Origin of the sequence: Burkholderia sp. BCC1644, assembly GCF_902833225.1 — a bacterium.
Classification (GTDB): domain Bacteria; phylum Pseudomonadota; class Gammaproteobacteria; order Burkholderiales; family Burkholderiaceae; genus Burkholderia.
Genome location: NZ_CADFEI010000006.1, coordinates 178938 through 191728, shown reverse-complemented (window position 1 = coordinate 191728; position 12791 = coordinate 178938). Strand labels below are relative to the sequence as shown.

General features: G+C 67.0%; 15 protein-coding genes and 2 pseudogenes. 9 read left to right on the top strand and 8 right to left on the bottom strand.

Annotation, left to right across the window (positions count from 1 at the left end; all coding sequences use genetic code 11):
- Positions 1-4 precede the first annotated feature (4 nt).
- From HWX87_RS14125 to HWX87_RS14110, 4 genes are all read left to right on the top strand, one after another.
- Entirely contained in the window at positions 5-1093 is a 1089-nt protein-coding gene (locus HWX87_RS14125) for an extracellular solute-binding protein (protein WP_176047680.1), read from the top strand.
- A 10-nt stretch (positions 1094-1103) separates the two neighbouring features.
- Complete coding sequence (locus HWX87_RS14120; protein ID WP_176047679.1) at positions 1104-1934, top strand: ABC transporter permease subunit; 831 nt, start codon at positions 1104-1106, stop codon at positions 1932-1934.
- Positions 1935-2010: 76 nt separating this feature from the next.
- Complete coding sequence (locus HWX87_RS14115; RefSeq protein WP_244137677.1) at positions 2011-2466, top strand: TIGR00725 family protein; 456 nt, start codon at positions 2011-2013, stop codon at positions 2464-2466.
- 98 nt (positions 2467-2564) lie between these two features.
- Entirely contained in the window at positions 2565-2759 is a 195-nt protein-coding gene (locus tag HWX87_RS14110; protein ID WP_048023552.1) for a YqaE/Pmp3 family membrane protein, read from the top strand.
- A gap of 33 nt (positions 2760-2792) precedes the next feature.
- Here HWX87_RS14110 and HWX87_RS14105 read toward each other — a convergent pair whose 3' ends face one another.
- Positions 2793-3698 carry a LysR substrate-binding domain-containing protein gene (locus tag HWX87_RS14105; protein ID WP_244137671.1) on the bottom strand — a complete coding sequence of 302 codons (906 nt, stop codon included), beginning with the start codon at positions 3696-3698 and terminating at the stop codon, positions 2793-2795.
- 206 nt (positions 3699-3904) lie between these two features.
- Here HWX87_RS14105 and HWX87_RS14100 point away from each other — a divergent pair, with 206 nt between their 5' ends.
- Positions 3905-4507, top strand: coding sequence for a hypothetical protein (locus tag HWX87_RS14100; protein ID WP_244137670.1), 603 nt, complete (start codon positions 3905-3907; stop codon positions 4505-4507).
- 73 nt (positions 4508-4580) lie between these two features.
- Here the strand turns inward: HWX87_RS14100 and HWX87_RS14095 are convergent, their stop codons facing one another.
- Genes HWX87_RS14095 through HWX87_RS14085 form a run of 3 tightly spaced genes read right to left on the bottom strand, consistent with a single transcriptional unit; the run spans position 4581 to position 7190 of the window.
- Positions 4581-4760 carry a hypothetical protein gene (locus HWX87_RS14095; protein WP_034187692.1) on the bottom strand — a complete coding sequence of 60 codons (180 nt, stop codon included), beginning with the start codon at positions 4758-4760 and terminating at the stop codon, positions 4581-4583.
- Complete coding sequence (cydB, locus tag HWX87_RS14090) at positions 4732-5739, bottom strand: cytochrome d ubiquinol oxidase subunit II (RefSeq protein WP_176047676.1); 1008 nt, start codon at positions 5737-5739, stop codon at positions 4732-4734. The genes HWX87_RS14095 and cydB overlap by 29 nt, the downstream gene beginning before the upstream one ends.
- Before the next feature lie 29 nt (positions 5740-5768).
- Positions 5769-7190, bottom strand: coding sequence for a cytochrome ubiquinol oxidase subunit I (locus HWX87_RS14085; RefSeq protein ID WP_176047675.1), 1422 nt, complete (start codon positions 7188-7190; stop codon positions 5769-5771).
- Between the two features lie 501 nt (positions 7191-7691).
- On the opposite strand from HWX87_RS14085, the gene HWX87_RS14080 reads away from it, so the two are divergent.
- The 3 genes from HWX87_RS14080 to ltaE all read left to right on the top strand — a co-directional run bounded on the left by HWX87_RS14080 (position 7692) and on the right by ltaE (position 9714).
- Positions 7692-8018, top strand: coding sequence for a hypothetical protein (locus HWX87_RS14080; RefSeq protein WP_176047674.1), 327 nt, complete (start codon positions 7692-7694; stop codon positions 8016-8018).
- Positions 8019-8031: 13 nt separating this feature from the next.
- Positions 8032-8583: a YMGG-like glycine zipper-containing protein gene (locus HWX87_RS14075; RefSeq protein ID WP_176047673.1), complete on the top strand. Its 552-nt coding sequence runs from the start codon at positions 8032-8034 to the stop codon at positions 8581-8583.
- A 117-nt stretch (positions 8584-8700) separates the two neighbouring features.
- Positions 8701-9714: a low-specificity L-threonine aldolase gene (gene ltaE / locus HWX87_RS14070; protein WP_176047672.1), complete on the top strand. Its 1014-nt coding sequence runs from the start codon at positions 8701-8703 to the stop codon at positions 9712-9714.
- Positions 9715-9828: 114 nt separating this feature from the next.
- Here ltaE and HWX87_RS14065 read toward each other — a convergent pair.
- Positions 9829-10039, bottom strand: a pseudogene (locus tag HWX87_RS14065) (DUF1059 domain-containing protein).
- A gap of 147 nt (positions 10040-10186) precedes the next feature.
- Positions 10187-11092, bottom strand: coding sequence for an HTH-type transcriptional regulator ArgP (locus tag HWX87_RS14060; protein ID WP_176047671.1), 906 nt, complete (start codon positions 11090-11092; stop codon positions 10187-10189).
- Positions 11093-11235: 143 nt separating this feature from the next.
- Here HWX87_RS14060 and HWX87_RS38320 point away from each other — a divergent pair.
- A pseudogene (locus HWX87_RS38320) lies at positions 11236-11508 on the top strand (DNA adenine methylase); the annotation flags it as partial.
- Between the two features lie 72 nt (positions 11509-11580).
- Here the strand turns inward: HWX87_RS38320 and HWX87_RS14050 are convergent.
- Positions 11581-12333: an immunity 52 family protein gene (locus tag HWX87_RS14050; RefSeq protein WP_244137669.1), complete on the bottom strand. Its 753-nt coding sequence runs from the start codon at positions 12331-12333 to the stop codon at positions 11581-11583.
- Positions 12321-12689 carry a Tox-REase-5 domain-containing protein gene (locus HWX87_RS38315; protein WP_347880175.1) on the bottom strand — a complete coding sequence of 123 codons (369 nt, stop codon included), beginning with the start codon at positions 12687-12689 and terminating at the stop codon, positions 12321-12323. Before HWX87_RS38315 ends, HWX87_RS14050 begins: the two co-directional genes overlap by 13 nt.
- Positions 12690-12791 lie beyond the last annotated feature (102 nt).

The following is a 12791-nucleotide window of genomic DNA, read 5'->3' as shown; positions in this document are numbered from 1 at the left end:
CACGATGCTTGCAGGCTCCCCCCTTGTGAAGGCCATGCGCGCCCGCGTGCTGGCGCTGTGCGCGCTCGCGGCGCTCTCTTGCGCGGCAGCGCAGGCCGCGCCGCTGTATCCGGGCGAAGACGCGCTGTACGCGAAGGCGGCCGACGAAGGGCTCGTCGTGTCGTTCGATACCGGCCCCGAGTGGGCGAACTGGAAGGCGCTGTTCGCCGAATTCCGCAAGCGCTACCCGAAGGTCGAGATCACGTACAACGACATCGGCTCGGCCGCGACCGTCGTTGCGCTCGACAAGTCGCGCCGCCGTCCGCAGGCCGATACCGCGTACTACTTCGCGGCGTCGGCGCTCGATGCCGCGGGCAAGGACGTCGTCGCGCCGTTCCGGCCGGTCAACTTCGACAAGCTGCCGGGCGTGTTCCGCGCGACCGACGGCCGCTGGTTCGCCGTGCATTCGCTGAACATCGCGTTCCTCGTCAACCGGAAGCTCGTCAAAAACGTGCCGCAGCGCTGGTCCGACCTGCTGAAGCCCGAGTATCGCAACGCGGTGGTCTATCTCGATCCGCGTTCGACCGGGCAGGGCCAGGTCGCGGTGTTCGCGGCCGCGTATGCGAACGGCGGCAGCGTCGACAACCCGAAACCGGGCGCGGACTTTTTCGGCAAGCTGAAGCAGGCCGGCAACGTGCTGCGCGTCGAGGGCACGACGCCGTACGCGAAGTTCGTGAAGGGCGAGATTCCGATCCTGATCGGCTACGAGAACGACGGCCTCAAGGCGAAGTACGCGGACGGCATGGGCGATGCGGCCGACGTCGTGATTCCGCAGGACGGCAGCGTGTCGGCGCCGTATGCGATGAGCCTCGTGAAGAACGGCCCCAACCCGTCCGCCGCGCAGCTCTGGCTCAACCTCGTGATGAGCGACGTCGGGCAGGCGCTGTTCGCGCAAGGTTATGTGCGCCCGGCGGTGCCCGGCACGCCGGTCGCACCGGAGGTCGCGGCGAAGCTGCCGAACGCGCCGCAGGTGCGCCCGCTCGATGTCGCCAAGGCAGCGGGGCGCAAGGCCGAGGTCGACCAGCTCTGGTCGCAGGCCACGCTCGGCCAGTAAGGGGCGCGGGATGCAGGCTTCCTTGACGCAACGCGGCGTACTGCGCCGCTTCGGCGCGCTGCCCGCCGCGGCCTTGCTCGCAGTGTGCTTCGTGCTGCCGCTGGCCGCGCTGGTCGAGGCGGCGTGCGCGGACGGCGGTCGTGCGTTCGCGGCGGTGTGGCGCGATCCGCTCGTCGTCGATGCGATCGCGCGCTCGCTGATGCTGGCGATCGGCGCCGGCACGCTGTCGGTCGGCGTGGGCGTGCCGGTCGCTTTCGCGCTGGCCGGGCAGTCGCCGGCGCGCCGCCACTGGTCGCTCGCGCTGCTCGGCGTGCCGCTGGCGTTTTCCGGGCTGGTGATCGCGTACGGCTTCATCCTCGCATTCGGCCGCGCGGGCTTCGTGACCACGCTGCTGGCTGCGCTGGGCGCCGATCCGACCGTGGTCGGCGGCGCGATCTACACGATGCCGGGGCTCGCGGTCGCGTATGCGTACTACCTGATTCCGCGCGTCGCGCTGATGATCTACCCGGCGCTCGCGAATCTCGACAGGCGGCCGCTCGAGGCGGCGCTGACGCTCGGCGCGCGGCCGTGGCGTGCCTGGCTCGACGTTGCGTGGCGCGAGCTGTGGCCGTCGGTCGCGTCCGCATGGTGCCTCGTGACCGCGATCGCGCTCGGTACCTACGGCACGGCGATTGCGCTGGCCGGCACGCAGATCAACATCCTGCCGCTGCTGATGTACCTGAAGCTGTCGGACGGGCAAACCGATTTCTCGCAGGCGGCCGTGCTGTCGATCGTGCTGACGGCCATCTGTACCTGCGTTCTGGCACTGGGGGAAGGTCTTGTTCGCCAACGACGTCATTGAATCCGCGTGGTCCGGGCCGGCGCGCGACGCGCTCGCGCGACTCGCGCAGCGGCAACGCGGCGCACGCCGGCACCGGATGCCGGTCGGCCTGATCGGCCCGCGCGACGCGACGGATGAGCAGATGCGGGTCGCGGAACGGATTGCGCACGCGGTGGCGTCGACGGGCGTTGCGCTGGTCGGCGGCGGCAAGCAGGGCGTGATGGAGGCCGCCGCGCGTGGTGCGCACGCGGCTGGCGGCTGCGCGATCGGGCTGTTGCCCGAAGACGATGCGACGCTTGCGAATCCGTACCTGAGCGTCGCACTGCCGACCGGACTCGGCATCACGCGCAATGCACTGGTCGCGCGTGCGTCGCTGTGCCTGATCGCAGTCGGCGGCGGGCTCGGCACGCTGTCCGAAATCGCGCTCGGGTTGCAGTGGGGCAAGCCGGTATTCACGATTTGCGGTGCGCCACAGGTCGCGGGCGTCGAGCGCTTCGACGACGCGGACGCGCTCGTCGCGCGCGTCGCGCAGTGGCTGGCCGATTCGGCGTAGCGCCGGCGCGCGCGTCGGGCACGGGCTTGAAATGAGGCGCGCAACCCGCCATATTAGGTGCGCATCACCCGTTCAACGACGTACCGAGAGGATTGTTCATGCGCCTTCTGCTTGCCCTGCTGCTGCCGTGGTTCCAGTTTTTCACGATCGGCCGCCCGATCGCCGGGATCATCTGCCTGGTCCTGCAACTCACGATCATCGGCTGGCTGCCGGCCGCGATCTGGTCGGTGTATGCGCTGAGCCAGTACAAGACCGACCGCAAGATCGACGCGGCGTTGCGCGAGCGGCGGTGACGCAGGCGTTACCGCCCAACTGCCCGTCGCCGGTTACTGCGGCGGCGGCCCATCCAGCGCCTCGGCCCGCGCGAACAGCCAGTCGATGAACGTGCGCAGCGCCGGATCGTCGTCGTTGCGATACAGGCAATGAAACGGCGGCCCTTCCAGGTGGACTTCCGGAAACAGCGCGACGAGCCGGCCGCGGGCGAGATCGTCGCGCACCACCGCGCGCGGCGCGAGGCATACGCCGAGCCCGCTCGCGGCGGCCTGGACCAACAGGAAAAACTCGCGATAGAACGGCCCGCGCAGCGTCTCGGTGGCGTCCGTGCCGGCCTGGTGGAACCAGTATTGCCACGCCTGCGGCAACCCCGCGTAGTGGAGCAGCGGCGCATCGCGCAGGTCCGCCGGCACGCGCACCCGTTCGAGAGCGGGATGGCCGGGCGCACACACGGGTAACGCGACATTCGCGAGCAGCGGGCGCGACACGAAACCCTTGCGACGCAGCTCCGGCGTATAGCGGCGGATCACGATGTCGCACGTCTCGTCGAGCTGGTCGCGCTCCATGTCGGCGCTCGTGACGAGCTGCACGTCGATGTCGGGATGCGCGGCCTGGAACACGGCCAGTTGCGTCAGCAACCATCCATGCGCGAATGACACGGATGCATTGATGCGGATCGAATGGCCGCCGACAGGCTCGAACATCTGCCCGGTCGCCTGCGCGAGCCGGCCGAGACAGCTCGCGACGTCGACGAGGTAATGCCGCGCGCGCGGCGTGAGCCGCAGCGAACGCCCGTCGCGTTCGAACAGCTTCTGCCCGAAGAACGATTCGAGCACGCGGATCTGCTGCGCGATCGCGCTCTGGGTCACGTTCAGTTCCTCGGCAGCGAGGGTGAGGCTCTGCAGGCGGCCGGCGGCTTCGAAGCTGCGCAGCGCGTTCAGGGGCGGCAATCGGCGCATCGTGAGATCGCGAAGAAAAGCTACACAGTGGGTCAAAAAATGTCGTTTGTGGCGGCTGCGGCGCGTCCCTATGATGGCGCCGACAGGAGAAAACCGCGATGACGATCATAGCGCCACCCGATTGCCGATCAACCGGAATTCGCCGCCGTCTTCACGAGCGGCGAGCGGCGCGGCGCGCGACGCGTCACGTGGCAGCGGTGCCGCCGGTGTCATCGCTGCCATCGATGCGCGGCCGCGGCGCGCTGGCGCTCGCCTGCGCCGGGCTGCTCGCGATGCTGACGGGGTGCGCGGCGAAGCCGCAAAACGAACGCCAGACCGGCAGCGGCGGATCGCTGGTGCGCTACAGCTCCAGCCAGACCGAAGTCGACCTGACGGACAACGAGCAACAGACGCTGCGCATGATCACCGATCGCCGCTATGCGGGCGCGACGCAGGCGCGCGCGCTCGACGCGGTGGCGGCCGTGCTGCGGGCGCAAGGTTATGCGCCGGTGACGGTCGACCGCGATATGGGGCTGATCGAAGGCGGCCGCAGCGACACGCTGATTCCGAAGTGGCGGCAACTGCTGCGCGGCGCGCTGAAGGCGAAGATCGGCGGCTTGCCCGCGAAACCGGATCACGAGCGCGTGGCGGCCGTCGTCTCGGTCCGCGTGACGTCGGCGCGCGACGCGATCGTGCGGGCGCGCTTCGACCGAACGGTGTGGGACAGCAACGGCGATTCGAGGATGAAGACCGTCGTCGAGCCCGATTACTACCAGACCTTCTTCAGTGCAATGGACAAGGCGATGTGTACGACGTCGTGCGAACGGTGACCGGTGCGAAGCCGCGGCCGTGAATGAGAAAACGGCCGCCCGGATCGTCTTTCGACCGGGGCGACCGTTTCGGTTATTTCACTGCAAACAGCGTCAGGTTCATGAAGATCTTGAACGCATAGCCGAGCGTGACGGCGCCGATCACGCCGCCCGCCCACAGAACGACGAACCACATCCAGCCGCGCATGCGCGGCCGTGGCGCCTCGGGCGGGCGATCGGCGGAATCAGTGGTGGTAGTAATGCTGGTCTTCATGGCGCACCTTGCCTCGGAATACCCAGTAACCCATCGTCGTGTAGGCGATGATGATCGGGAGGATAACCGCTGCGCCGACCAGCGTGAAGGTCTGGCTCGAACGCGGCGCGGCCGCTTCCCAGATCGTCATCGTCTGAGGAATCGCATACGGGAACAGCGTGACGAGCAGGCCGACGTAGCCGAGCAGCACCAGCGCAAGCGCGAGCACGAACGGCGTCATGTCGTGCCGGTTACGCACTGCGCGGCGCATCCATACCGCGCACGCGGCGACCAGGAACGGCACCGGCAGCAGGCGCCAGAACAGCCCCGAATCGAACCAGCGCTGCGCGATGGCAGGATCCTGCAGCGGCGTCCACAGGCTGACGACCGCGATGAAGCCGAGCAGCACGACCGTCAGCGGCCACACGACGCGATGCAGGCGGCGCTGCAGGTCGCCTTCCGTCTTCGCGACGAGCCAGCAGCAGCCGAGCAGCGCATAGGTCACGATCAGGCCGAGGCCGGTCAGCAGGCTGAACGGCGTGAGCCAGTCGAACGCGTCGCCGGCGAACACGCCGTCCTTCACGTTGATGCCCTGCAGGAACGCGCCGAGCGCGATCCCCTGGAACAGCGTCGCGCCGGCCGAGCCGCCGATGAACGCGAGATCCCACAGCTGCTTGGTGCGCCGCGCCTTCGCGCGGATCTCGAACGACACGCCGCGGAAGATCAGGCACACCAGCATGAAGATCAGCGGCAGGTACAGCGCGGACAGCACGGTCGAGTAGACGATCGGGAACACCGCGAACAGCCCGGCGCCGCCGAGCACGAGCCACGTCTCGTTGCCGTCCCACACGGGGGCAACCGTGTTCATCATCAGGTCGCGTTCCTTCTCGTCCGGGAAGAACGGAAAGACGATGCCGATGCCGAGGTCGAAGCCGTCGAGCACGACGTACATGAAGAGCCCCAACGCGATGATCGCGGCCCAGATTACGGTGACGTCCATAGGTTTTCTCGTATGCGGAATGGGTGGGCTCAGACGGTCTCGAGCGGCTCGTCGACGGCCGACAGCGGGCGGCGCGCGGTGTGATCCGGGCGCGTGTCGGGCATGTCGTGTTTCGGGTCGTGCTTCACGTCGGGCAGCGCGGGGCCGGCCTTCATCAGCTTCAGCATGTAGTACACGCCGGTGCCGAACACGAGGAAGTACACGATGACGAACGTCATCATCGACAGGCTGACCTGCTGCACCGACAGCGGCGACACGGCCTGCGCGGTGCGCATCACGCCATAGACCACCCACGGCTGACGGCCCGCTTCGGTCGTCACCCATCCCGCGAGCAGCGACACGAAACCGGTCGGGCCCATCACGAGCGCGAAGCGCTGGAACCACTTCGATTCATACAGGCGGCCGCGGCGGCGCAGGAACCACGCGAGCGCGGCGAGGCCGATCATCGCGAAGCCGAGGCCGACCATGATCCGGAAGCTCCAGAACACGACCGTCGAGTTCGGACGGTCTTCCGGCGGGAAATCCTTCAGCCCGCGGATTTCGCCGTCCCAGCTGTGCGTGAGGATCAGGCTGCCGAGGTGCGGCACCTTCACCGCGTAGCGCGTCGTTTCCGCCTTCATGTCCGGGATGCCGAACAGGTTGAGCGGCGTGCCGCCCTTTTCGGTTTCCCACAGCCCTTCGATCGCGGCGATCTTCGCGGGCTGGTGTTTCAGCGTATTGATGCCGTGCTGGTCGCCGATCACGGCCTGCAGCGGCGCGAGCACGAGCAGCAGCCACAGCGCCATCGAGAACATCTTCTTCACGCTCTTGTCGCGGCGGCCCTTCAGCAGGTGCCATGCGCCCGTTGCTGCCACCACGAGCGCGGCGACGATGAACGCGGCGATCGCCATGTGGAACAGGCGGTACGGGAACGACGGGTTGAAGATGATCGCGAACCAGTCGGTCGGCACGACGCGGCCGTCGACGATCTCGAAGCCCTGCGGCGTCTGCATCCAGCTGTTCGATGCGAGGATCCAGAACGTCGAGATCAGCGTGCCGATCGCGACCATCAGCGTCGCGCCGAAGTGTGCGCGCGGGCTCACGCGGTTCCAGCCGAACAGCATGATGCCGAGGAAGCCGGCTTCGAGGAAGAACGCGGTCATGACCTCGTACATCAGCAGCGGCCCGGTGACGGCGCCGGCGAAGCTCGAGAAGCCCGACCAGTTCGTGCCGAACTGGTAGCTCATCACGACGCCGGAGACGACGCCCATCCCGAACGCGACCGCGAAGATCTTCGACCAGAACAGGCAGAGGGTTTTGTAGTACTGCTTGCCGGTTTTCAGCCAGCGATATTCGAGCACGGCGATGAAGCTGGCGAGGCCGATGCTCAGCGCCGGAAAGACGATGTGAAAGGAGACGGTGAACGCGAATTGCAGGCGGGCCAGATCGAGGGCCGAAAGTGCGGTGTCCATACAGATGACCGAAGCTGACGATACCCGCCGGCGGGTGCCGGCGGACCCCGGCAGACAGGCGTCGGGGTTGGCTGGAGTATGTGCCGCGATGTTGCACCGCGAAATGCGCCAACTCGTCGCAGATGTCCAGCCCGCCTCGTGCGATTTCGGGATAAATCGTTGATTCGTATCAAGAAGGCCGTTCGCGGCGCGCGCGGGCGCGGCGTGGCGGTCTGACGCACGTGCGGCAATATGGCGCGTCGCATCATCGGAACGGTTTCGCGCATGCGGACGCGGGCTCCCGGCCGGCCGCCGCGCCGCCGCCGGCGGCCGATCCGTTGCGACGCGTTAGCCGCGTAACACGCGTGTCCGTGCGGCCGGGGTGTCGCAGGTGGGGTCTGTCACGGTGGTAACGTCGCGCAACATTCGCGTGACGGCCCGTAATGGATGGCGGATCGCGCGCGGCGTAGCGTTCCGGGTGTCGGGTTCGCATCGGCGAACCGGCCTGACGGAGAACGTGACGTGAATGGATCGAAGCTCGCGCTGGGCGCGGCGGCCGCGGTGGTGCTCGCGACGGGCGGCGTGGCGCATGCCGCCCGCGTCGGGGTCTACATCGGCCCCGGCTACCCGTATTACTACCCCGTCGTTCCCGCGCCGTATTACTACCCGCCGCCCGTCGTCGCGGTGCCCGTCGATCCCGGCCCGCCGCCCGAGTATGTCGAGAAGGGACAGCCGCAGGGCGACGGCGACGCGAACCTCTGGTACTACTGCGACGCGTCGAAGCACTACTACCCGCATGTGAAGACCTGCAAGTCGGGCTGGCGATCGGTGCCGGCGCGGCCGCAATAATGGAGCCGCGACGATGACATCCGCATTTCGATTCTTGCGCGTGCCGGCCGCGCTGGCGCTGGCCGGCCTGCTCGGTGCCTGCGCGTACCTGCCGACCGGGCCGAGCGTGATGGCGCTGCCCGGCACCGGCAAGTCGTTCGACCAGTTCCGCGCCGACGACGGCAGTTGCCGCCAGTACGCGTTCGAGCAATCGGGCGGCGTGAGCGCCGGGCAGGCGTCGACCGCGAGCGCGGTCGGCAGCGCGGCCGTCGGTACCGCGCTGGGCGCGGCGGCCGGCGCCGCATTCAACGGCGGCACCGGTGCGGCTGTCGGCGCCGGTGCGGGGCTGCTCGCGGGCAGCGTCGTCGGCGCGGGCGCCGCGCAGGGCTCGGCCTACGACGTCCAGCGCCGCTACGATTACGCGTACCTGCAATGCATGTACGCGACGGGCAACCGCGTGCCGGTGCCGGGTGGAATGAGCGGCGGCAGTGGCGGCGGGTATGGCGGTGGCGGATACGGCGGTGCGCCGCGCGCGGCGCCGCCGATGCCGCCGGCAGGCGTTCAGCCGCCGCCGCCGCGATACTGACGCGTGCGATTGCGGTGCTGCGGCCGGCACGCGCTGCGTGAATTGCGTACACTCTGAGTCTCGTTTCGGCAGGGCCGGGCGCAGGGATGCCGGCCCGCGTTTACTCAGGGCATAGCGATGATCGATTTACGCAGCGATACCGTGACACGTCCGAGCCAGGCAATGCTGGCCGCAATGACTGCCGCCGAGACTGGCGACGACGTCTGGGGCGACGACCCGACCGTGCTGCGCCTGCAGGCGGTGACGGCCGAGCGGGCCGGCAAGGAAGCCGGCCTGTTCTTCCCGAGCGGCACGCAGAGCAACCTGGCCGCGCTGATGTCGCATTGCGAGCGCGGCGACGAGTACATCGTCGGCCAGCTCGCGCATACCTACAAGTACGAAGGCGGCGGCGCGGCCGTGCTCGGCAGCATCCAGCCGCAGCCGATCGAGAACGCACCGGACGGCACGCTGCCGCTCGCGAAGATCGCCGCGGCGATCAAGCCGCTCGACAATCACTTTGCCCGCACGCGCCTGCTCGCGCTCGAAAACACGATCGGCGGCCAGGTCTTGCCGGAAGGCTATGTGCAGGAAGCCGTCGCGTTCGCGCGCAGCCGCGGGCTGTCCGCGCACCTCGACGGCGCGCGCGCGTGCAACGCGGCCGTCGCGTCGGGGCGCCCGATCGCGGAGCTGTGCGCACCGTTCGACACCGTGTCGATCTGCTTCTCGAAAGGGCTCGGCGCACCGGTCGGTTCGGTGCTGGTCGGCAGCCGTGCGCTGATCGAGCGCGCGCAGCGCTGGCGCAAGGTGCTCGGCGGCGGGATGCGGCAGTCGGGCATTCTCGCGGCCGCATGCCTGTATGCGCTCGACCACAACGTCGAGCGTCTCGCCGACGATCACGCGAATGCCGCGCATCTCGCGGCGGGCCTCGCGCGCATCGATGGTGTGAAGGTGCTGTCGCATGCGACGAACATGGTGTTCGCGCAATTCCCCGAAGCCGATTGCGCGCCGCTCGAGGCGTGGCTCAAGGAACGCGGGATCCTCACGCAGATGCTGTACGCGTCGCGCTTCGTCACGCACTGCGACGTGTCGCGCGCGGACATCGATACCTTCATCGAAGCGGTCGGCGCGTATTTCGCACAGCGCCGCGCGTAAGGTGGAATGCGCCGGCCGGCGGAGGCGCCGGCGCGACGTGGCGCGAAGCAGGGAGCGAAGAGGCGACGGGGGCGACGTGGCAACCCGTCTGTCGATATCGGGCGAGCCGGCGGGTTACGCTTGCCGGGGTGCGTCGGCCGGCGGCGTACCGTCGCGGAACAGCGCTTTCAGTTGCGTGCGCAGTTCGGCGCTGTCGGTGTGCTGGTGCACCAGCACTGCATGTTGCACGGCGGCTTCCAGCAGTTCGTTGTCGGAGTCGGCGGAAATCGCGACCGAGCAGTTCATCGCTGGGAAACTCGCGGCAATCGATATAGCGGCGGGACATGATGTTCTCCTTGCGGGAAAGGGAACGGGCGGATTGGCTTGATCGGCCGCGCGGCGCGTTCGCGAGGCCGATGGAAAAAGTATAGGCGGCGCGGCAGGGATTCTCGCCGCGTCGCGTACCGCGTCGGCGGTGTCGATCATCCGCGCGTCACGGCAGCGGCGCGAGCAACCGGCGCGCCGCCTCGACGACGCGTTCGGACAGCGACGCCATCGTCGGCGACTGCACCGTCCATGCGTGCCAGTACAGCGTGACGTCGGTCGGATGCGCGGGCGCGAGATCGACGAGCCCCTGTGCATCGAGCGGCGTCGCGCCGATCAGCGGCTCCGGCACCATCGCGTAGCCGAGCCCGTGCCGCACCGCCGCAAAGTGCGAATGCGTGCCCGGCACGTAGTGGCACGGGTAGGCGCCGTCCGGCAACCCGAACTTCTCCTTCAGGAACGACGACTGCAGCGTGTCGCGCCGCGAATACGCGACGACGGGCGCCTTGCGTGCGCTCGCGCGGTTCAGCCCGCGCGGAAACCAGCGCACCGCGAACGCGGCGGCCGCGAGCAGCCGGTAGCGCATCGTGCCGAGCGGCGTCGCGATGCAGCCGCGCATCGGCTTCGGCTCGGTCGTCACGCAGCCGACCGCCATCCCGCTTTCCAGCAGCGCGAACGTGTGGTCCTGGTCCTCGATGATCAGCTCGAACAGGATGCGCTCGCCCGCGAGCACGGACGTCAGCGCGGGCAGGAACCAGGTGCCGAGGCTGTCGGCGTTCAGCGCGATCGTCACGGAGATCGGCGATTCGCGCTCGGTCGCGAGCGTGCTCTGCAGGTCGGCCTGCAGCAGCGCGACGCGGCGCAGGTGCTGCAGCACGCGCTGGCCGGCCACCGTCGGGCGGCACGGCCGCGTGCGCAGCACGAGCGGCGTGCCGAGGCTCGCCTCCAGTGCGCGGACCCGTTGCGTGACGGCGGATGCGGTCACGTGCAGGCGCACGGCCGCCTGCTCGAAGCTGCCGGTGTCGGCGACGGCCAGCAGCGCGGCGGCCTGCTTCGGATCGATCGTCAGAGACATGTATTAGGTGGACCGAGACAGAACATGATGCTCAAAATGATGAAGTCTTGCTAGTCATGGCGTTGTGGCCAGTCGCGAAACTTGGTGATCAAGTGTGGCATGGAAATCCAACCCGCCTTGGGGCCAAACCGGATTGCACGGCCTGTATCGATCGATACGACTGGCCGCATATGCTGTTCTATTTGGGCCCGCCGTATTACGAGACTGAAGAGTAAGGCGCGGCGCTTCCGCTCGCGGTGTACGAGGAGATGGCGCAGCGCTTGTGATCGATCAAGGAGCATGCGATCGTGAGCCTCAACGACCGTCCCGACATTCGGCGCGTGTTCTACGGATTTCATATCGAGACCGTGCCCGTTCAATACGTGGTCGGTGATGGGAGGGGCGTCGAGAGAAATCAGTTGATCCTCTTCAGTTGAGACGACGCTGCGCAGCCTGTGGGGCTGTTCTAACCGACGGTGACGACGCGGACTCTCGCGCCGGCACCGTGCTTACAAGTCAGCGAAGTTGGGCAGAAGATCCTGGTCGACGAGCCGAATTTCGATACGGTTGGCAACTTCGACGTGTTCGGCGTTGTCCACTGAAAAAACGGCATCTGGGACGCTCACAATGATCGTGCCAGTCTGCTTCCGACCGGCTTCGGGAACCGGAATTAATTCGCGTGCTTCCGGGACTTGCTGAGCCGTGAGGAGCTTCGGGAGATACAGCATCCAGCCAACGCCAGGCTTGTCATCAAATACCTGCCGGGGAAAATACTCTCGTGGTGAAACAGAGACATACATCGGGTCATATACCGAGACCATCGCGGCTACTATCTTAGCCACGCCGTCACAGCTGCGCTCGTTCGCCGAGACAGCACCCTGTGCCGGTAGCCCAATTTCTACCTCGCTGGGCCGCCCCTTCGCATCGATGGCTAACTTCAGCCTCGCGCTGTCAGCCGCGTCCATGCGGCCATTCCAGAAGCCAAATACTTTAGAACGGTCCATCTTTTTTTCGTACCGTTGCGCCAAGACTGCCAACACTGCCGTCGAAGGTATGCCGGGTGCTTCGTACATCGGATACAGACGCGCTTCTTCCTCGGTATCCGCCTTCAGCCACCACTGTCCTAAACGTTCGTCCTCGCGTGACATGACTTCAACCACCGGCCATAGACGGACAAGATGAGCCGAAAAATCTCCAAGCTGGGCGAAATCGGCAGGGCTACGAAATTGCGTGACTATTTCCATGTTTTTCAGGGCACCCATTCTGATTCGACTTGAAGACGGATAAGCGGCGTTCTCATGTATTTCCAAGTCCGCTCCGTCTGAAAATACCATTTCAACCTGGCAGGAGGATGATCGCGTATAGCGTCGACCTGCTCTCCAGCCTGCTCCTCCATGTCATCAAAGGCTTTGGTGTACGGTACATCGAGCTTGTTCAAGAACTGATCGTATTTTCCCTTTGCTTCTATCAACAAACAGCTTTCCGGTCGAAAGCCGTCGAAGTCGCGCTTCCAGATCCACTCCATGCTCCACGCTTCTTCAACGCTGTAGGGGAATCCAGTAATTCGCCCTTGATACTCTCGGGAATTCGCACTCATGCTCCAGTTGCGGCGCTGCATGCTCCCCGCCTCAGGTGGGCACTTTTTGCAACTCTCTCCTGTACGCGGTATGGCACGGACGGCAGGCTCCGCCTTACTTGTGTCTTTCGATGTGTCTCCCGA